Here is a 19,027-nt window from a genome sequence, read left to right on the forward strand (position 1 = left end):
GGTACTGCACTTTTGTGGGTGTGGGAGAGTAGGTTATTGCCGCTTTATTATTCAATAGCCCCGGCTTCGCCGGGGCTATTTTTGTTTAACAAACTATTCTGCTTGACGGGTAGTGCGCCCGGTGGAAGAAACTCCGGGCAGAGAATAATAGGGGAGAGGTGCCTCTCCTCCCTAACATCCACGGTCGAGGCCGCTCAGGCGCTTAGAGAGGCCGCGGATCCGCATCGCTACAGGTGCACGAAAGCCGCCCTCTATACTAGAATGGTATGGCTTATATTGGGCATTAAAGACGGGCCAAGCGCCCCTCCATAGAGTTGATGCCTCAGGCAGCGGACCGTCCGGACCGACTGCATCCACGACCCGCCACGAGCGGATACCTCCCAAGGAGATTCATGTCTGAGACCCCCCGCCACGAGTCTAACGGCTCCGGCCCCCGTCAGCACCGCAAGAACAACGGCGGCAAGGATTTCCGCTCCAAGAAGGGCGGCAAGAACTTCGGCGGTAAGGGCGGTTTCAAGCGTAACGATCGCGGAGGTAAAAAGTTCGACGGTCGCCGCTCTGACTCGCGTTCGAAGGCACCCCGCTCCAATGGACCCGAGGGTGACGCACCCCGCGAAGAGGTACGTAGCATCGGTGGCCGTGCAGGCTACCGTCCCGCTAAGCCCAAAGCACCCGAGATTGACAGCGATGTGACCGGTCGCGAACTGGACGGTGCAACCTATCGTCAGCTACGTGCCCTGGAGCCTCGTAACGCTGAGACCGTTGCCAAGCATCTGGTGATGGCGGGTCGTTACCTTGACATTGACCCCGAATTCGCGCTGGCGCACGCCGTTGCTGCCTCCCGTAGCGCCGGTCGTATCGCCGCCGTGCGTGAAGCCGTGGGTATCGCTGCCTACGTGGCAGAGGACTACGAGCTGGCCCTGCGTGAGCTGCGTACTCACCGTCGCATCAGCGGTTCCGTGGACCACCTTGCGCTGCTGGTGGACTGCGAACGTGCACTGGGACGACTGCCCAAGGCACAGGAAATGATTGCCGAATTCAAGCGTGAAGAGCTGCCCGCCGAGGTGCGTGTGGAACTGGCTATCGTCGAGTCCGGCATCCTGACCGATCAGGGCAAGAAGAACCAGGCCGTGGTAGCCCTTCAGATTCCCCAGCTGAACCCCAAGCGCGCATTCGAATACAGCCCGCGTCTCTTTAGCGCCTACGCCGATGCCCTTGCCAACGCTGGCCGCGATCAGGAAGCCGAGCGTTGGGCACGCCTGTCTGTCGTGGCTGAGGCAGCGCTGGGCCAGGGCAACTTCGCGGAGCCCGAAATCTTCGATATTTTTGGCGAGGCAGACCTTTTCGAGAAGGAAGAAAAGCCCGCAGAACGCCCGGTCAAGGCTGCAGATGAGGAAGCCTCCGAGAAGGCAGAAGCAACCGGCTCCGAAGAGAATACCTCCGAGGACTCCGCCGCGGAAGCACCTGAAGATTCTGAAGCCGAGGAAAAGGCCGAGGCTGACGTAGAGTAATAGCCTGTACATACCGAACCGCCGGATGCGGCTCCCCGAGAGCTCGCCTCCGGCGGTTCGCGCTATATCGGAGAGGCTACCCGTCCGAATAGGAGCTGCCCGTGACGAACAATAGGCCCCGGTAGTGCGGAACGGGTACGATAGAGGGAAAATACTAGCCGCTCAGACCCCGGAAGAGGTTCCTATGACCACGACCGCACTCCTTGCCCGATATGACGCGCTCCTCTCAGACCTGGACGGCGTTGTCTACGCCGGCCCCTTCGCCATCGAGGGGGCTCCCGAAGCCCTCAACCGTGCGGAGGAAGAGCTCAACGTACCGGTCATCTTCGTGACTAACAACGCTTCCCGTTCGGTAGAATCCGTCGCAGAACACCTTCGCGACCTTGGAGTGCACACCCGGGCAGAACGAGTCGTCAGCTCCGCACAGGCCGGCGCAAAGCTTCTCGCGCAAAAGATTCCTGCGGGCTCCAAAGTGCTGATTACCGGTACCGAGGCCCTCGCCGACTGTGTGCGCTACGCAGGCCTGGAACCCGTACGCACCGAGGCCGAGGGGCCAGTAGCCCTCATTCAGGGCTTTGACCCGAAGATGGGCTGGGAGGATCTCGCGGAAGCCGCCTACACCCTCGCTAACCCCGAGGTGCTGTGGATCGCCACTAACACCGACCAGACCATCCCTAAGGAACGCGGCCAGGCCCCCGGCAACGGCACCCTCGTCGCAGCCGTGGCAACCGCTTCGCGCCGTACCCCGCTCGTTGCGGGCAAACCCGAAGCCCCCATCTTCCACACCGCAGCACAGGCCCTGAACTCCGAGCGTCCCGTCATCGTGGGTGACCGCCTGGATACCGATATTCTCGGCGCTAATAACGCGCAGATGGACGGCGCGCTCGTGCTCACCGGTGTGCAGACCTACCGCGACGTCATCGAAGCCGTACCCGAACAGCGCCCGACCTACGTGCTGCGTACCCTGGACGACTTCTTCGCACCCTACCCCGAGATTGAGGTGCTCTTCGAAGGCTACGAGGTGATTGCGACCGGCCCCACCTGGCAGGCACGGGTGCGAGGCGAGAACCTGATTCTCACAGGCCCCGAGAACCTCGACGAGGGCACCTTCGCCGGAAGCGAGAGCGAAGCAGAGGCCTGGCGCGTCGCCTACGCCGCCTGGTGGGCAGCCAACCCCGAGCAGGCCGCCGTGCCCGTCATCAAGGGTCTTCCCGGTGCCTAAACAGAACGAAACTATGAACGCCGAGACCACCGACCGTTCTATCGCGGATGCCGAATTTGAGCGGCAACTGGCGGCGACCCTCGCCATGGACCCGGTAGAACGCGTCAAACGTCTCGAAACGATGAGCGAGCAACTGGAAAAGGATCTCGAGAATCTCTCCTAACCTCGCGGCGGTGAGCCCACAGACGGTAATGTTCTGAGGGTTCACGGCACTACACGACGACAGAAAGAAGATATGGGCAAAGACACCGCGCGCCTCGATAAGTACCTGGTCGAAGCCGGATTCGTGAGCTCCCGAACCCTCGCCGCAAAGCTCATTGCCGCTGGAGACGTGCAGGTCAATGGCAAGGCCGCGCGCAAAGCGTCCAGGCTCGTGGGACCGGAGGATACCCTCTACGTGCGTCAGAGCGAACTGACCGAATACGTCAGCCGCGCAGGCCACAAGCTCGCGGGTGCCCTCGATGCGTTCCCCGATATCGAGGTTGAAGGCAAGCGTTGCCTGGATGCGGGAGCATCCACCGGAGGCTTTACCGACGTGCTACTTCGTCGAGGGGCCCGGCATGTGGCGGCCGTGGACGTGGGGCACGGACAGCTCGTGGACGCGTTACGCGAAGATCCCCGAGTTGGCGTGTACGAAGGCCTCAACGTTCGTTACCTGAAGCCCGAAGATATTGGCGGACAGGTTGAGCTGACGGTCTCGGACCTGTCGTTCATCTCGCTGACCCTGGTCATGGAGGCGCTAGCGAACGCCACCGAAACCGGCGGTGATCTGGTGCTCATGGTCAAACCGCAGTTCGAGGTCGGCAAGCACCGCATCGGACGCGGGGGAGTGGTCTACGAAGAATCCGCCCGCCGTGAAGCGGTGGAAAAGGTACAAACCTCCGCCGTCAGTCACGGGCTGCGGGTGATGGGCATGGAGCCCAGCCCGCTCCCCGGTCAGGACGGCAACGTGGAGTACTTCCTATGGTGTCGAAAAGAAAATAAATAGCGTTGAGATAGTCTGAGAGGACTCCAATCGAGCGTGAGTAAAGCGCTACGGCCGGGGACTTCTCGGGCTATCGCGCTATCGAGGTGCCTTGGCAACGGGCCTCCGCAGATTATTCGAAATAATTTTCTAAAAATAGAGTATTTTAGAAAATTTTCGAGAACATATTCGGTATGATGGGTGTAGATACACCAACTCAATACCCCAACCATGAATGGGAGAGAGTCGTTATGGCAGAACAAAAGAGCCATGTAGAAAAGGGAGCTGCTCTCGCGCAGGTGCAGTCGGAGGGCGAGCATCACGCGGCGGAACGTTCGGTCAATCGCGGGCGAAAGATCTTGGTCTTTGCGCACGTGGGACGCAAAGAAGCACGAGATGCCGCTCGCCAGGCCTGCGCTCAGCTCTATAAGGCCGGGCTGACCCCCGTCATGACTCGCTCCGATCTGGAAACCCTGAGCGAGAACTGGGATGAGCCCGTTCCCGTGCAGGTGGTGCATGAATCGGTTGCCCTTATCGATATTGAGCTTGGCGTGGTGCTGGGCGGCGACGGCTCGATTCTGCGTGCCGCCGAGATGGTGCGCCGAACCAGTATTCCCCTGATTGGCGTGAATCTGGGGCACGTCGGCTTTCTCGCTGAATCCGAAGAGAGCGACCTGAGTGAGACGGTGCGTCACATCGTTAACAGCGAGTACACGGTCGAAGAGCGTATGGCCATTGACGTTGAAGTCTGGAACGACGGTAAGCGCGTGCATAGCGACTGGGCACTGAACGAAGCCAGCGTCGAAAAGGGTAACCGGGAAAAGATGATCGAGGTCATCATCGAGGTAGACTGCCGGCCGCTGAGTACCTTCGGCTGTGACGGCGTGGTCATGGGGACCCCCACCGGCTCGACCGCTTACGCTTTCTCGGGTGGTGGTCCGGTGGTCTGGCCCGAGGTTGAAGCGATCCTAATGGTTCCGCTCTCGGCCCATGCGCTCTTTGCGCGCCCGCTCGTGGCGGCTCCCACCTCAACCCTGGCGGTAGAGCTCATGCCCGAAAACGGTGCCTCCGGTGTGCTGTGGTGCGATGGTCGCCGCACTGTGGAGCTTGACCCTGGCTCGCGTATTGAAGTGCGTCGATCCGAGAAGTCCGTGCTGCTGGCCCGCATCCACCCCGCGCCCTTCTCGGAGCGTCTGGTGCGCAAATTTGAGTTGCCCATCCGCGGCTGGCGCGGTCCGCAGGAGGCTGAGACGCAGTCCTCCAAGTAGGGGAGGCTACTTACAATATTCGCTGCGCGACGGCAATTGTCACCTCTACAGAGGGGGGCGAGAAAAGTTCGAGACGGTCAAAAGAAAAGGAATGAACGTTCGTGATTGAGGAAATTCATATTCGAGACCTCGGCATCATTACCGATGCGAGGCTCCCCCTCGAGCCGGGGTTCTCCGTTCTGACCGGTGAAACCGGTGCGGGTAAAACCATGGTTGTCACCGCCCTCGGAATGCTTCTGGGCGCTCGCTCGGACGCCTCCAGCGTGCGCAACGGCGCCAAGAATGCGCTCGCCGAGGCCGTCATCCGCTTGCCGCGAGGCCACCGTGCCCTCGCCCTGGCCGAAGAAGCCGGCGGAACCACCGAAGAGATTGACGAACAGAGCTCGGAGCTGTTGCTGGCTCGCACCGTCAACGCTTCCGGACGCTCGCGTGCCCACGTCGGCGGTTGCTCCGCACCCATCGGCACTCTCGCCCAGATTGGGCAGAGCCTCGTGGCCGTGCACGGCCAGTCGGACCAGCTACGCCTCAAATCGCCCGCAGAACAGCGCCAATCCCTCGACCTGTATGCGGGGGAGGAGCTGGCCTCCCTACTGGAGAAGTATCGAGAGAACTACGAACGCTACCGTGCCGCTGCCGCGGAACTCAAGGAAGTTCGGGAGAACTCTCGCGCTCGCGCACTAGAGGCGCAGAGCCTGCAGGGGGCGCTCGAGGAGATCGCCGCCGTCAACCCCCGCGCGGGTGAAGAGGACGAGCTCAAGGCCGAAATGATGAAGCTCATGAACGTTGAGGCTCTGCGGATTGCCTCCGCGACCGCCCTGACCGCGCTGAGCGGTAGCGAATACTCGAGCGGCGAGGAAGCCAACGTTATGGGTCTGCTCGATGCCGCCCGTAGCGCCCTGCAGGGACAGGCCTCTGCCGATGAAGAGCTTGCCGCCCTGGAAGCTCGTGTCAACGAGCTCATGATCCTGACCACCGATATCGCCTCGGATCTTTCCTCCTATGCGGCTTCCCTGGATGTGGAGGGGCCCGAGCGTCTGGCGCAGGTGCAGACCCGCCGCGCCCAGCTGGCAACGCTCATGCGCAAGTACGGGGCGGATATCGCCGAGGTGCTTGAATGGGCCGAGGAATCCCGCGCCCGCCTGGACACCCTCGTTGACGACCCGCAGCGCCAGGAAACTCTCGAAACGGAACTCGTGCAGTTGCGCAAAGTCTTGGGGGAACAGGCAGAAGAGCTGACAACCCTGCGCCGCGCGGCCGCCCAAAAACTTGCCGATGCGGTGAGCGAGGAGCTGACCGCCCTGGCCATGCCGAACGCATCCCTTGTGGTGGAAGTTGCCGAGGCGGAGAAATTCTCGGTACACGGCCGCGACACCGTCACCTTCATGCTGGCACCCCACCGCACCGCCGTGCCCCGCCCGCTCGGCAAGGGTGCATCCGGCGGTGAGCTCTCCCGCGTGATGCTCGCCCTCGAAGTGGTACTCGCCGAAGTGGATCCCGTGCCCACCTTCATCTTTGACGAAGTCGACTCGGGCGTGGGCGGCAAAGCCGCCATCGAGATTGGTCGCCGACTGGCCATGCTCGCCCGGCACGTTCAGGTGCTGGTGGTGACCCACCTGCCGCAGGTGGCAGCCTTCGCCGACCAGCACATCCTGGTGCTCAAGAACGACGACGCCTCGCTGTCTAAAGTGCAGGTGCTCACGGAGGAAGAGCGCGTGGTGGAGTTGGCGCGAATGCTCTCCGGTCACGACCAATCCGAATCGGCTCGCGAGCACGCTCGGGAGTTATTGGAAGCCGGGCGGCAGGTATCCCAGAACCAGGGGTGAAACACCCCGAACCGCAAGTAATGTACCTCGAAATCCATCGCCTGAAAACGGGCGTGCCGGACGACCAAACCCGGCGCACGTGGGGCGGAGGGTATGAGATACTCAAGGGGTACTTGAGGAAAATCTATGAACGGAGTTGCGGGAATATAAACCCCCGCAGACGTTACAGTGGAGACAGAACCCGAGGGGAGAGCTCCGGCCTGCGAGAATCATCTCGCGGCGTAGTTCTCTGCTTGGATAGCAGACAAGAAAATGGTAGGCTTGAATTCCGTGGTGAATGAAAAAAATAACGCTCAGAACGCGTCCTCTAACGACAAGGTAACCCGCCAGATTTTCGTGACCGGCGGTGTTGCATCTTCTCTCGGTAAGGGCCTGTCGGCCTCTTCCCTCGGTCAGCTTCTTCGCTCTCGCGGCCTCTCTGTGACCATGCAGAAGTTCGACCCCTACCTGAACGTCGACCCCGGTACGATGAACCCCTTCCAGCACGGTGAAGTCTTTGTCACCGACGACGGTGCAGAAACCGACCTGGACATCGGACACTACGAGCGTTTCCTGGATGAGAACCTCGACCAGTCCGCTAACGTGACCACCGGTCAGGTTTACTCCTCCGTTATCGCGAAGGAGCGCCGCGGCGAATACCTCGGCGACACCGTCCAGGTGATTCCTCACATCACCGACGAAATCAAGTCCCGCATACGTCACGCAGCGGAAATCGACAACGCCCCCGACATCATCATTACCGAAATCGGCGGCACCGTTGGCGATATCGAATCCCTGCCCTTCATGGAAGCCGCACGTCAGGTACGCCGCGATGTCGGACGCAAGAACGTCTTCTTCCTGCACGTCTCCCTGGTGCCCTACATCGGCCCCTCCGGCGAGCTGAAGACCAAGCCTACCCAGCACTCCGTCGCAGCACTGCGCGGCCTGGGTATTCAGCCTGACGGCCTGATTCTGCGCTGTGAGCGCGAGGTTCCCGCATCGCACCGCTCCAAGATCGGTAACGCCTGCGACGTGGACACCGACGCCGTCATCTCCTGCGCCGATGCCCCCAGCATCTACGACATCCCCAAGACCCTGCACAGCCAGAAGCTCGACGACTACATCCTCGACTACTTCGGCATCGAGGCACCCGAGCCCGACTTCACCCAGTGGGACCGCCTGCTCGACGCAGTGCACCGCCCCGCCGCAGAGGTGAACGTGGCCCTGGTCGGTAAGTACATCGACCTGCCCGACGCATACCTCTCGGTCTCCGAGGCTCTGCGCGCCGGCGGCTTCGCAAACAACGTGAAGGTCAACATCAAGTGGGTTGCCGCCGACCTGTGCGCAACCGACGAGGACGCAGACCACCAGCTGCGCGGCATGGACGCCATCCTGGTGCCCGGCGGCTTCGGCATCCGCGGCCTGGACGGCAAGATTGGCGCCCTCAAGTACGCACGCGAGCACAAGATCCCGACCCTGGGTATCTGCCTGGGTCTGCAGTCCATGGTGATTGAGTACGCGCGTAACGTGCTGGGTCTGCCCGAGGCGTCCTCCACCGAGTTCGACCCCGAGACCCCCGTACCCGTTATCGCCACCATCGAAGAGCAGAAGCAGTTCGTCGAGGGTGCCGGCGACCTGGGCGGCACCATGCGCCTGGGCCTCTACAAGGCAAACCTGGTGCCCGGCTCTCAGGTGGCTAAGGCCTACGGCGCCACCGAGGTTGCAGAGCGTCACCGCCACCGCTACGAGGTGAACAACGAGTACCGCGAGCAGCTCGAAGAGGCTGGTCTCGTGATCTCCGGTACCTCCCCGGACTCCTCGCTGGTTGAGTACGTGGAGCTGCCCGCAGAGGTTCACCCCTACTACGTGGCAACTCAGGCACACCCCGAGTATCGCTCCCGCCCGACCCGCCCGCACCCGCTCTTTGCAGGCCTGATTAAGGCTGCCCTGGAGCGCCGCGGCGCATAAGGCGACCGAACGCGTTGAGCGCCCCATCCGTCCCCTCGGCGGCTGGGGCGCTCGCCGTTTAACCGTCATAATCCATCGGGGGAGGCGCCGAGTAACGGGGAGACGCGCGAGGGAGTTCCGAAACGAACCCTCTAGAATAGAAATATGAGCGAAAACCAGCATATTATCGACGAACCCTCAGAACGTACGATTCGCACCCGGACCGTCAAATACAGCGGATACGTCATCGAAACCGCGGTCGAGGAATACGAGCTGAACGAGGACACCGTACTCACCCGCGACGTCGTGGAGATGCCCGGTGCCGTCGCCGTAGCGGTTCTCAACGAACGCAACGAACTGCTGATGCTCAACCAGTACCGGCACCCGGTGCGCATGAACCTCTGGGAGGTGCCCGCCGGCCTGCTCGACATCGACGGTGAGGACCCTCTGCACGCCGCACAGCGCGAGCTCGCCGAGGAGACCGACCTGCGAGCCGCCAGTTGGCACGCCCTGACCGACTACTTCAGCAGTCCCGGCGCAACCAGCGAGGCGGGTCGCGTCTACCTGGCCCGCGACCTGAGCGAGCTGCCCCGCCAGGAACGTACCGAACGCACCGAAGAAGAGGCGGAGATGACCTACCGCTGGGTTCCCCTGCAGGATGCGGTGCAGTTTGTTCTGGACGGTAAAGTGCACAACGCGCTGGCCATCCAGGCGATTCTGGCCACTTACGCCGCCTCAGCGCGCGGCTTCGAAGGCTTGCGCGAAGCCGCCGGCGGCTGGGAATTCCACCCCTACATGGGGCATCGCCGACAGAAGCCGCAGACCTTCCGTTAGGGTTCGGAGTCTTCTCGCCTGATCCCTCGAAGAGGCATTTCGCGCTACCGTGCGCATCCGAACAAACCCGAACGACCGCGTGAGAAGGGAAGAGATATGGCACAGCCCGCGCTGAAGGGCGCTACCCCCGCGGTTGAGGGGACCGGCGAGCAGACCCCCCTGGAGCGGGCCATCGACCAGTACCTGGTGCATCTGCGGGTCGAGCGGGGGAGTAGCGAGAACACCATCGCCTCGTACGCGCGAGACTTGCGTCGCTACGCCGCGTACCTCTCCACCCTCGGGGTAATCGACCCCGAACGCATTACGACCGCGCAGGTACGTTCATTTATGCGCGAGCTTGCCGCGCCCACCGTGCCCCTACTCGGTCTGGCCGTCCCAGTTAAAAAGCAGCCGGAGGAAGAGAACTCCGTGGATGCCGAAGAGGCCGCAGAATCCCTGGCCGTCCTCATCGCCGCCGACGGGGGTCGCGGTACCGAGCCGGGGGAGCGGGGGAGCGGCGAGGGAAGCATCCCGCTGCCACTGGGCCCTAACTCCATCGCCCGCACCATGGCCGCCGTGCGCGGAGCCCACGCCTTCTGGGTTTCTGCCTTTCTGGTGGAAAAAGACCCCGCCGCGACCGTGACGCCGCCCAAAAACGTCAAGCGCCTACCCAAAGCTATTACCGTGGAGCAGATGCAGCGCCTCCTCGCCGTACCGGATCGAGACACTCCCATCGGCCTGCGAAACCGCGCCATACTTGAATTCCTGTACGCCACCGGTGCCCGCGTGAGCGAAATGCTCAACGCCGATATCGACGACGTACACAGCGAAGAAACCCTGACCGACGAGGACGGCAACGACATCACCCTCCCCGGGTACGTGCGGCTCTTCGGCAAGGGGAGCAAAGAACGCCTCGTGCCCCTCGGAAATTACGCCCACAAGGCCATTCAGGATTACCTGGTGCGCGGGCGGCCCGCGCTCGTGGCCCACGGCAAAGGCGCCGCCGCGCTCTTCGTCAACGGGCGAGGCGGTAGGCTGGGGCGCCAGGGTGCGTGGCTCATCCTTAAGGAAGCCGCCGAGGCGGCGGGCCTCAGCGCGGACTTCTCTCCGCACTCCATGCGGCACAGCTTCGCAACCCACCTGCTGCAGGGCGGCGCCGATATTCGCGTGGTGCAGGAGCTGCTGGGGCACGCCTCCATCGCGACCACGCAGGTGTACACCAAGGTCACTCCCGAGGGGCTCATGGAGGTTTACCGGATGGCGCATCCGCGTGCCCACGAGCGGGGATAAAACCCCGCCAATCCGCGGAACAGCCGCTCTTGAGGTAACCTTATAGACAACGCTTAAACTTAAAACTTCGAATTCATTGATGAAGGTGAACCATTGACTGAAGCTCAGGCACAAGAACTCGGCCCCACCGGTCGACCCCTGCGCGTGTACCCCGACCCGGCTCCGCTGAGCAGCCACGGTCCCGCCCGCATTATTTCTATGGTGAATCAGAAGGGCGGCGTGGGTAAGACCACCTCCACCATTAACCTAGGCGCGGCACTGGCAGAGTGTGGCCGCAAGGTGCTGCTGGTCGACTTCGACCCGCAGGGTGCCCTCTCCGCAGGTTTCGGCGCGAACCCGCACGAGCTGGACCTGACCGTCTACAACGTCATGATGGACCGCAAGGTCGACATTAAGGACGTTATCCTGCCCACCGGCGTGGAGAACATCGACCTGCTGCCCGCGAACATCGACCTTTCCGCAGCCGAGGTGCAGCTGGTCAATGAGGTGGCTCGCGAGCAGGTTCTCGCTTCGGCCCTGCGCAAGGTGCGCGACGAGTACGACGTCATCCTCATCGACTGCCAGCCCTCCCTGGGCCTGCTGACCGTCAACGCGCTGACCGCCTCCGACGGCGTGATTATTCCGCTGATTTGTGAGTTCTTTGCCCTGCGTGCCGTGGCCCTGCTCGTGGATTCCATCGAGAAGGTGCAGGACCGCCTGAACCCGAACCTCGAGATTGTTGGCGTGCTGGCTACCATGTTCGATGCGCGCACCATCCACTCCAAGGAAGTTCTGGCGCGCATCGTGGACGCTTTCGGCGACAAGGTGTTCGACACCGTCATCAAGCGCACCGTGAAGTTCCCGGACGCATCGGTGTCTGCTGAGCCGATTCTCAGCTACGCCTCGAGCCATCCCGGTGCCGAGGCGTACCGTCAGGTTGCTCGCGAACTGATTTACAAGGGCGGCGCACGCTAGCCCTTCCCTCGATGCGCCCCCCTACCGATGCGGCTTGCGACCCCTTGAGCCGCGCCGGTAGGGGGCGTATAATTATGGGGATTCATTCCCACCCGCACCGGCTACTTCGCCGATTAACGACCGAAGATGCCGAAGATGCCGCCGAGAAATCGCTGAGAAATCGCCGAGAACGCGAGCCTCACGATACCGGCAGGCTTACCCGGCGCATCGACCGGATGTAACGCCCAGACCGCGGGACGGAAAAACACATAAGGAGAACAGGTCTTTATGACCACACACGTCGCTGCCGTGAGGGTACCGACACCGAACGCAGAGGCCGCCCAGAACGCCCAATCCGAGGGCCGCGGCCTGCAGAACCCGGAACGCGGTTTCACCCTCACCCTCAGTAATTTTGAGGGCCCCTTTGACCTTCTGCTGACCCTGATTTCGCGCCGCAAACTCGACATTACCGACGTTGCGCTCGCCGAAGTGACCGATGAGTTCCTCGCCTACCTGCAGGCCCTCTACGCCGAGGGCACGGAGCGAGCCCTGGACGAGGCCAGCGAATTTCTGGTCACCGCCGCAACCCTCCTCGAGCTCAAGACCGCGCGCCTGCTACCGCAGCACCGCGAACCCCTTGAGGAAGATGTCGCCCTGCTCGAGGCCCGCGACCTACTCTTTGCGCGTCTGCTGCAATACCGCGCCTACCGTGAGGTCGCCGATATCTTTGCCGAACGCTGGGCGCAGGAAGCGCGGCGTTTTCCCCGCGCGGTCGCCCTCGAAGAACGCTTTGCCCACGCCCTACCCGAACTGGTTCTGGCCGGAGGCGCTGAAGAGTTTGCGCGCATTGCGGCCGCCGCGCTGAGCCGGCAGCCCGCCGAACCCGAGCCCGCCGCGGAAGAAATCGTGGAGGAGCTGAACGAGCACCTGCATGTTCCGGTCACCACCATCGCCGCCGAAGAACACTATCTGCTGCACACCCTGCTGGACGCCTCCGGGCGCGAACTGCGCTTTGACGAACTTGTGCGGGGCGCGGGCGACCTGGAAATTGCGGTGGTTCGTTTCTTGGCCCTGCTGGAGCTCTACAAGGAGGGGGCTCTGCACGTGGAACAGGAGCACCCCCTGGGCGAGATTCTGGTGCGAGCCAGCGCCACGGCGGGAAGCTTCGTGATTCGCCCCGAGGCTCTCCCCGCAGCGCGGGACGGCTCGGAGCCTGTACTCCCCGAGAGCGCGGAAGCCCGCGAAACCCCGGAGGCGGAGTTCACCGAGAACGGCATCGACCCGGAGGAGGAACGTGACTAACCCCGAGAACGGATCGCGCTTCAACCGCGAATTCACCCCCGATGACCTGGCCATCGTGAACCTGGGTTACTGGGATCCGAACGCTGAGGACGATACGGGGCTGGCCGCCTCGACGCCGGTCGAGTCCGCGGTCGCACCCGCGGTCGAACCGGTAGCTGAGAACCGGGAGCTGGTAGCGGCCGAATCGGCTGAACCCGCCGAGGAACCGGAAGAGCCTGAAACGGCGGAGGCACCCGACAGCCCGGAAGCACCGCAGGAACCTGCACCTCGTGCAGAGAAGAGCGCGGCGAAAATACCCGCGGGAGGGCCCTCCACAGCACCCAGCGTGGCGGTCGACCCCGACGCCGAGTTCTCGCGTGTCGAGGCTATCCCCGGCGGCGTCAAAAGCGCCATCGAAGCAATCCTCGCCGTCGCCGAGGCCCCCGTGAGCGTGCGCGAGCTTTCTGCCGCGCTCATCGTGAGCGAGCGGGCCGTCGAACACGCCCTCGATCAGCTGTACCGCGAGTACAACGGCGAGGAGACGGAATACGGCGAGGAAGGCATCTCACCCGAGCCGCGCGGATTCCAGCTGCGCCGCATCGCCGGTGGCTGGAAGCTCTACGCCCGCGACGACTTCGCCCCCTGGGTGGCGCGCTTCGTGACTCGCTCCAAGAGCGCGACCCTGAGCAAGCCCGCCTACGAGACGCTTGCCGTGATTGCCTACCGGCAGCCGGTGACCAGGGCGAGGGTAGCCTCCATTCGAGGCGTAAACGCGGATGCGGCCATCCGCCAGCTGCTGCAACGGCAGTTGATTCGCGAGGCCGGGAGAGAAGCCGGAACCGGTGCGACCCTCTACGAAACCACGGACCTGCTGCTGGTAAAGCTTGGGTTGAACTCCCTGGAGGAGCTGCCGGCGCTCGCGCCCTTCCTGCCCGATGACACGGAAGCCGCAGTGCTCGCCGAGGGCAACGACTAAGACAACGAATCAATAAGACGAACGAACGTTCGGGAAGTACCTGAAACGTTCGCACTATACGACAGAAAAGAGAAGAACACCATGGCATATGGAAACTCCTCCCGCGGCGGCCGCTCTGCATCCGGTCGCCCCCAGAACTCCCGCGGTGGCCGACCCGGTGCAGGCCGTCCCGGCCAGGGCGGCAAGCCCGGCGCTAAGGGCGCAGGCGCACGCGGCGGTCGCCCCGGCGCACCGAAGAACGGCGCTGGTAAGGGCGGCGCAAAGGGCTTCGGCGAGAAGAAGTTCGGTGACAAGAAGTTTGGCGAGAAGAAGTTCGGCGCAGGTCGTGCAGGTCGCGGCCGCGGTACCGAACTGCCCAAGCGCGAACGCCGCGCACCCGGCCGCCCCTACCGCTCCGGCGAAGCCTTCGCCCACGAGCGCGGCGAGTACCGCGTCAGCAACTACGCCGGTCCGCACCGTCCCCGCCGCCCCCGCAACGCGCCAGTCGACCACTACGAGTTTTACGACCACGACGGCGTGCGCCTGCAGAAGCTGCTGGCTCAGGCCGGCGTGGCCTCCCGCCGTGTGTGTGAGGAAATGATTACCGAGGGCCGCGTCACCGTCAACGGTGAGGTCGTGACCGAACTGGGTGTGCGCGTTGACCCCTCCAAGGTGACCGTGCAGGTGGACGGCATGACCGTGCAGACCAACGACAGGCTCGTCTACATGGCCTTCAACAAGCCCGCCGGCGTGGTCTCCACTATGGAAGACCCCGAGGGTCGCCCCTGCATCTCTGACTTCCTGCGTTCCTCCATGAGCGAGCGCGTGTTCCACGTGGGCCGCCTGGACGTCGAGACCGAGGGCCTGCTGCTGCTGACCAACGATGGCGAGCTGGCCAACCGCCTGACCCACCCCTCCTACGAGGTGCCTAAGACCTACCTGGTGCAGGTGCCCGGCCCCATGGAGCCTGGCGTGGGCGCAGCCATGAAGAAGGGTATTCGCCTGGAGGACGGCGTGACCCGCGTGGACGAGTTCAAGCTGGTGGATTCCACCCCCGGCCACGTGCTCGTTGAGGTGACCATCCACTCCGGTAAGAACCGTATCGTGCGCCGCCTTTTTGACGCCGTCGGCTACCCGGTTGAGCGCCTGGTCCGTGTTGAGATGGGCCCGATCCGCATCGGTTCGCAGAAGCAAGGCACGATTCGTAACCTTTCCAAGGTGGAGATCGGTCACCTGCTCGCTTCGGTGGATATGTAGGAACCCGAGGAGAGTGTCATGAGCCCCTCTACGACATCCCTTCCGCCGGAGCTGCCGATGAGCCCAACCCTGAACGGTCCGGTGCTCATTATCGGCTCGGGTTTGCTGGGCGCCTCGATTGGCTTGGGCCTGCACGCGGCCGGGTACGAGGACGTGTACGTTCAGGACATTTCACCCACCGCCGAGGCCGTGGCGCAGGATATTGGCGCCGGCACGAGCTTCTCTTCCCTGACGGACGACCAGCGGGCCCGCTTTGAGCCGCAGCTGGTGGTTGTGGCCGCTCCTCCGGATGTGGCCGGCACCGTGTGCGCGCAGGCCCTGCGGACGTACGGGCCGCGTCCCGAGACCGGTTACCCCGGTGCCACGGTGACGGATGTGGCCTCGGTGAAGGTGCGGCCCCTGGCGGATGTGCTGGCCTCCGGCGCGGATGCATCGCGCTACGTGGGTTCGCATCCGATGGCCGGTCGCGAGAAGTCCGGGCCGGTGGCGGCCCGCGGTGAGCTGTTCCAGGCGCGTCCGTGGATTATCTGCGAGCACGATTCGGTTCGCCCCGAGTGCGTGCGCCTGGTGCGTTCCGTGGCGGTGGAGCTGGGCGCGATTGTGACGGCGCTGAGCGTGCAGGAGCACGATCAGACGGTGGCTCTCATCTCGCATGTTCCGCAGGCGATGAGCTCGTTGCTGGCCTCGCGCCTGCAGGATACCCCGCTGTACGCGCTGTCCCTGGCGGGTCAGGGGCTACGCGATACGGTGCGTATCGCGGCTTCTGACCCGACGCTGTGGGTTCAGATCTTTGCGGCGAATTCCGAGCCGATTGTGCAGACCCTCTACGGGGTTCGCGATGACCTGAACCGGCTCATCTCGACGCTGGAGGATCCGACGGCTTCCGGCGCTCGCCTGGATTTGGCGCAGCTGATGAGCGAGGGTAATGCGGGTGTCGCCCGCATCCCGGGTAAGCACGGTACGGCTCCGGCGGCCTTCGCGACGATGACGGTGCTGGTGGACGATACCCCCGGCACCCTGGCCCGGTTGCTCGCCGAGATCGGTGAGTTGGGCGCTAATATTGAGGACCTGCGGCTGGAGCACTCGACGGGTGCTCCGGTGGGTATGGCTGAAATCTCGGTCAACCCCTCGATTCTGGAGTCGCTGGTCCGCGATTTGTCGGCCCGCGGCTGGCGCGTGGTGAAGTAGAGTTAATGCTGTATTTTCCGGCATGGAGCGAGACGAATTAAAGGAGTGCAGATGCACGAGAACCCTAAACTGACGATTGCTATCGACGGACCTTCCGGCTCCGGCAAGTCGTCTGTGTCTAAGGAAGTGGCCCGTCACTTTGGCCTGGCCTACCTGGATACCGGTGCGATGTACCGCGCCGCAACCTACCGTGTGCTGGAGCTCGGCATTGACTTGAACGATGCCGAGGCCATCGCGAAGGCCGTCAAGGAGATGCCCCTGGTGTTCGGCACGAACATCAACGAGGAAGAGATCATGATGGGCTCCACCGATATCCGCGAGGAGATTCGTAGCGAGCGTATTTCTTCGGCCGTGTCTGCCGTGGCTTCGGTTCCGGCGGTGCGCGAGTATCTCATCGGTCTGCAGCGTTGGACGATTGACCACGCCGTGAACGGTATGGTCGCCGAGGGCCGCGATATTACGACCGTGGTGGCTCCCGATGCTGACGCACGCATCCTGCTGACCGCCTCCGAGGAAGTACGCATGGCTCGCCGCGGCCTGGAGAACTCCGAGAAGTCCGGCGCTTCGGGTGATCTGAGCAAGCAGATCGCCGAGCGTGACGCGAAGGATGCGAAGGTCAATAACTTCATGGAGGCCGCCGAGGGCGTGACCCTGGTGGACAGCTCGGACCTTGATTTTAATGAGACGGTCTCCGCGGTGATTAACGCCGTGAACGACCAGTTGAAGGCGAAGCGCGCGGGCTAGGTTCCGTGGAAACGCCGGGGGGAGCGGGGAATCCGCTCCCGAGAAGACGTTGAGCCGCTCTTGCGTGCTGACCGAGGGGTTGGCCGCGGTGCGGGTAGAGAAAGGAGCGTGCATGGCTGAGGACGCTATCCGCGACGATTACGAAGAGAAGTACCTGGGCGGTGGCGAGGACGACGTTACCGAGCGTCTGGCTGAGATTGACGACGAAACCGCCGACCAGCGCGCCCAGGCCCTGCTGGAGGGTCTGGAAGACTACGACCTGGATGAAGAGGACCGCGCCCTGCTGGGTGCCTGGGGCTTCGACATTGAGGAAGAGGAAGAGCAGCTGGCCGACCCGGTGGTGGCGATTGTGGGTCGCCCGAACGTGGGTAAGTCGACCATCATCAACCGTATTCTGGGCCGCCGCGAGGCCGTGGTGGAGGATAAGCCGGGCGTGACCCGCGACCGCGTGTCCTACAAGGCCGAGTGGCTGGGCAAGAGCTTCACCCTGGTGGATACCGGTGGCTGGGAGTCTGACGCCCGCGGCATTGATGCTCAGGTGGCCGATCAGGCCGAGATTGCGGTGGAGCAGGCCGATGTTGTGGTCCTGGTGGTGGATGCCCGCGTGGGCGTGACCGCCTCGGATGAGCAGATTGTGCGCATGCTGCGCCGTGTGAAGAAGCCGATCATTCTGATTGCCAACAAGATTGACGACGCCCACCTGGAGCCGGAGATTTATAACCTCTGGTCGCTGGGTATGGGTCAGCCGTTCCCCGTTTCGGGTCTGCACGGCCGCGGCCTGGCGGATGCCCTGGACGAGATCCTTGAGGTCATGCCGGAGCACTCGCAGTTCGCTCAGCCGGAGGCGCTGGGCGGCCCGCGTCGTGTGGCTCTGGTGGGTCGCCCGAACGTGGGTAAGTCCTCGCTGCTGAACAAGCTGGCGGGCTCTGAGCGTGCCGTGGTGAACGACCTGGCCGGTACCACCCGCGACCCGATTGACGAGATCATCGAGCTGGGCGGCTACCCCTGGCGTTTTGTGGATACCGCGGGTATTCGCCGTCGCCAGCACATGGCGAAGGGCGCGGAGTTCTACTCCTCGCTGCGTACCCAGACCGCCCTGGAGCGTTCCGAGGTTGCCGTGGTGCTGCTGGATGTTTCCGAGCCGATTTCTGAGCAGGATGTGCGCATCGTGCAGACCGTGATTGACTCGGGCCGCGCGATGGTTCTGGCCTTCAACAAGTGGGATACCCTCGACGAGGATCGCCGCGAGATGCTGGAGCGCGAGATTGAGCGCGACCTGGCGCACGTGAAGTGGGCTCCTCGTGTGAACATTTCGGCGAAGACCGGTTGGCACAAGGACAAGCTGGTCCCGGCCCTGGAGCACTCGCTGGAGTCGTGGGATTCGCGTATTCCGACCGGCCGCCTGAACGCATTCCTGGGTGAGATTGTGGCCGCGCATCCGCACCCGCTGCGCGGTGGCAAGCAGCCGCGCATCCTGTTCGGTACTCAGGTGTCTTCGCGCCCGCCGAAGTTTGTGCTGTTTACGACCGGCTTCCTGGATCCGGGCTACCGCCGCTTCATTATGCGTCGTCTGCGTGAGACCTTTGATTTCACAGGCACCCCGATTGAGATTTCGATGCGCGTGCGTGAGCGCCGCACCCTGGGGGAGCGCCAGAGCGCGAAGGCTAAGAAGGGTAAGGGCGGACGCCGCTAGCGGAGGCCTGGCTCATTAGGACCGGAACGGTTCGTGTGCCGGGGTGACGGGTTGTGCCGTGGCCCCGGCGCACGGCGCGTTCGGCGCCGGTTGCGTTTTTGAGAACGGGGTCGGCGGACCGACAGCAGATGCGTCCAAAAGATTTTTAAGATTTTTTCT

General features: G+C 63.3%; 16 protein-coding genes. All 16 read left to right on the forward strand.

From position 1 onward, the window contains the following. Window positions 1-392 precede the first annotated feature (392 nt). The 16 genes from HMPREF2944_RS05485 to der all read left to right on the forward strand — a co-directional run bounded on the left by HMPREF2944_RS05485 (window position 393) and on the right by der (window position 18,868). Window positions 393-1,511, forward strand: coding sequence for a tetratricopeptide repeat protein (locus tag HMPREF2944_RS05485; protein ID WP_070681308.1), 1,119 nt, complete (start codon window positions 393-395; stop codon window positions 1,509-1,511). A 184-nt stretch (window positions 1,512-1,695) separates the two neighbouring features. Beyond that, window positions 1,696-2,733, forward strand: a complete 1,038-nt coding sequence (locus HMPREF2944_RS05490; protein ID WP_070681311.1) for an HAD-IIA family hydrolase — start codon at window positions 1,696-1,698, stop codon at window positions 2,731-2,733. Window positions 2,734-2,746: 13 nt separating this feature from the next. After that, window positions 2,747-2,896, forward strand: a complete 150-nt coding sequence (locus HMPREF2944_RS05495) for a GTPase (protein ID WP_239662766.1) — start codon at window positions 2,747-2,749, stop codon at window positions 2,894-2,896. A gap of 72 nt (window positions 2,897-2,968) precedes the next feature. Beyond that, window positions 2,969-3,721, forward strand: coding sequence for a TlyA family RNA methyltransferase (locus HMPREF2944_RS05500; protein WP_070681314.1), 753 nt, complete (start codon window positions 2,969-2,971; stop codon window positions 3,719-3,721). A gap of 227 nt (window positions 3,722-3,948) precedes the next feature. Beyond that, window positions 3,949-4,965: an NAD kinase gene (locus HMPREF2944_RS05505; RefSeq protein WP_083313076.1), complete on the forward strand. Its 1,017-nt coding sequence runs from the start codon at window positions 3,949-3,951 to the stop codon at window positions 4,963-4,965. Window positions 4,966-5,066: 101 nt separating this feature from the next. Next, entirely contained in the window at window positions 5,067-6,788 is a 1,722-nt protein-coding gene (gene recN / locus HMPREF2944_RS05510) for a DNA repair protein RecN (protein ID WP_070681317.1), read from the forward strand. Between the two features lie 252 nt (window positions 6,789-7,040). Then, window positions 7,041-8,735, forward strand: a complete 1,695-nt coding sequence (locus tag HMPREF2944_RS05515) for a CTP synthase (protein WP_070681320.1) — start codon at window positions 7,041-7,043, stop codon at window positions 8,733-8,735. Between the two features lie 144 nt (window positions 8,736-8,879). Beyond that, window positions 8,880-9,548 (forward strand): NUDIX domain-containing protein, encoded by a 669-nt coding sequence (locus tag HMPREF2944_RS05520; protein ID WP_070681328.1) that lies wholly within the window; start codon window positions 8,880-8,882, stop codon window positions 9,546-9,548. A gap of 96 nt (window positions 9,549-9,644) precedes the next feature. Beyond that, complete coding sequence (locus HMPREF2944_RS05525) at window positions 9,645-10,817, forward strand: site-specific tyrosine recombinase XerD (protein WP_070681330.1); 1,173 nt, start codon at window positions 9,645-9,647, stop codon at window positions 10,815-10,817. 93 nt (window positions 10,818-10,910) lie between these two features. Continuing rightward, on the forward strand, window positions 10,911-11,771 hold the full coding sequence (locus tag HMPREF2944_RS05530; RefSeq protein WP_049332573.1) for a ParA family protein: 861 nt from the start codon (window positions 10,911-10,913) through the stop codon (window positions 11,769-11,771). Window positions 11,772-12,038: 267 nt separating this feature from the next. Then, window positions 12,039-13,052, forward strand: a complete 1,014-nt coding sequence (locus HMPREF2944_RS05535) for a segregation and condensation protein A (protein ID WP_070681331.1) — start codon at window positions 12,039-12,041, stop codon at window positions 13,050-13,052. Further along, the gene (gene scpB, locus HMPREF2944_RS05540) at window positions 13,045-14,007 is read left to right on the forward strand and encodes an SMC-Scp complex subunit ScpB (protein WP_070681334.1); all 963 of its coding nucleotides are present in this window, start codon (window positions 13,045-13,047) and stop codon (window positions 14,005-14,007) included. The genes HMPREF2944_RS05535 and scpB overlap by 8 nt, the downstream gene beginning before the upstream one ends. Window positions 14,008-14,088: 81 nt before the next feature. Further along, window positions 14,089-15,243 (forward strand): pseudouridine synthase, encoded by a 1,155-nt coding sequence (locus tag HMPREF2944_RS05545; RefSeq protein WP_070681337.1) that lies wholly within the window; start codon window positions 14,089-14,091, stop codon window positions 15,241-15,243. 18 nt (window positions 15,244-15,261) lie between these two features. Continuing rightward, window positions 15,262-16,431: a prephenate dehydrogenase gene (locus HMPREF2944_RS05550; RefSeq protein ID WP_083313077.1), complete on the forward strand. Its 1,170-nt coding sequence runs from the start codon at window positions 15,262-15,264 to the stop codon at window positions 16,429-16,431. 51 nt (window positions 16,432-16,482) lie between these two features. Next, window positions 16,483-17,175: a (d)CMP kinase gene (cmk, locus tag HMPREF2944_RS05555; RefSeq protein WP_049332579.1), complete on the forward strand. Its 693-nt coding sequence runs from the start codon at window positions 16,483-16,485 to the stop codon at window positions 17,173-17,175. 112 nt (window positions 17,176-17,287) lie between these two features. After that, the gene (gene der, locus HMPREF2944_RS05560; protein ID WP_049346614.1) at window positions 17,288-18,868 is read left to right on the forward strand and encodes a ribosome biogenesis GTPase Der; all 1,581 of its coding nucleotides are present in this window, start codon (window positions 17,288-17,290) and stop codon (window positions 18,866-18,868) included. Window positions 18,869-19,027: the final 159 nt, after the last annotated feature.

It is taken from the genome of Rothia sp. HMSC072E10, from assembly GCF_001813965.1.
In the GTDB taxonomy this organism is placed as follows: domain Bacteria; phylum Actinomycetota; class Actinomycetes; order Actinomycetales; family Micrococcaceae; genus Rothia; species Rothia mucilaginosa_A.

Bases quoted from the DNA above. Each gene is read 5' to 3' on its own strand.
- HMPREF2944_RS05485 (WP_070681308.1), top strand. From the start codon at position 393: ATGTCTGAGACCCCCCGCCACGAGTCTAACGGCTCCGGCCCCCGTCAG.
- HMPREF2944_RS05490 (WP_070681311.1), top strand. From the start codon at position 1,696: ATGACCACGACCGCACTCCTTGCCCGATATGACGCGCTCCTCTCAGAC.
- HMPREF2944_RS05495 (WP_239662766.1), top strand. From the start codon at position 2,747: ATGAACGCCGAGACCACCGACCGTTCTATCGCGGATGCCGAATTTGAG.
- HMPREF2944_RS05500 (WP_070681314.1), top strand. From the start codon at position 2,969: ATGGGCAAAGACACCGCGCGCCTCGATAAGTACCTGGTCGAAGCCGGA.
- HMPREF2944_RS05505 (WP_083313076.1), top strand. From the start codon at position 3,949: ATGGCAGAACAAAAGAGCCATGTAGAAAAGGGAGCTGCTCTCGCGCAG.
- HMPREF2944_RS05515 (WP_070681320.1), top strand. From the start codon at position 7,041: ATGGTAGGCTTGAATTCCGTGGTGAATGAAAAAAATAACGCTCAGAAC.
- HMPREF2944_RS05520 (WP_070681328.1), top strand. From the start codon at position 8,880: ATGAGCGAAAACCAGCATATTATCGACGAACCCTCAGAACGTACGATT.
- HMPREF2944_RS05525 (WP_070681330.1), top strand. From the start codon at position 9,645: ATGGCACAGCCCGCGCTGAAGGGCGCTACCCCCGCGGTTGAGGGGACC.
- HMPREF2944_RS05535 (WP_070681331.1), top strand. From the start codon at position 12,039: ATGACCACACACGTCGCTGCCGTGAGGGTACCGACACCGAACGCAGAG.
- HMPREF2944_RS05545 (WP_070681337.1), top strand. From the start codon at position 14,089: ATGGCATATGGAAACTCCTCCCGCGGCGGCCGCTCTGCATCCGGTCGC.
- HMPREF2944_RS05550 (WP_083313077.1), top strand. From the start codon at position 15,262: ATGAGCCCCTCTACGACATCCCTTCCGCCGGAGCTGCCGATGAGCCCA.
- cmk (WP_049332579.1), top strand. From the start codon at position 16,483: ATGCACGAGAACCCTAAACTGACGATTGCTATCGACGGACCTTCCGGC.
- der (WP_049346614.1), top strand. From the start codon at position 17,288: ATGGCTGAGGACGCTATCCGCGACGATTACGAAGAGAAGTACCTGGGC.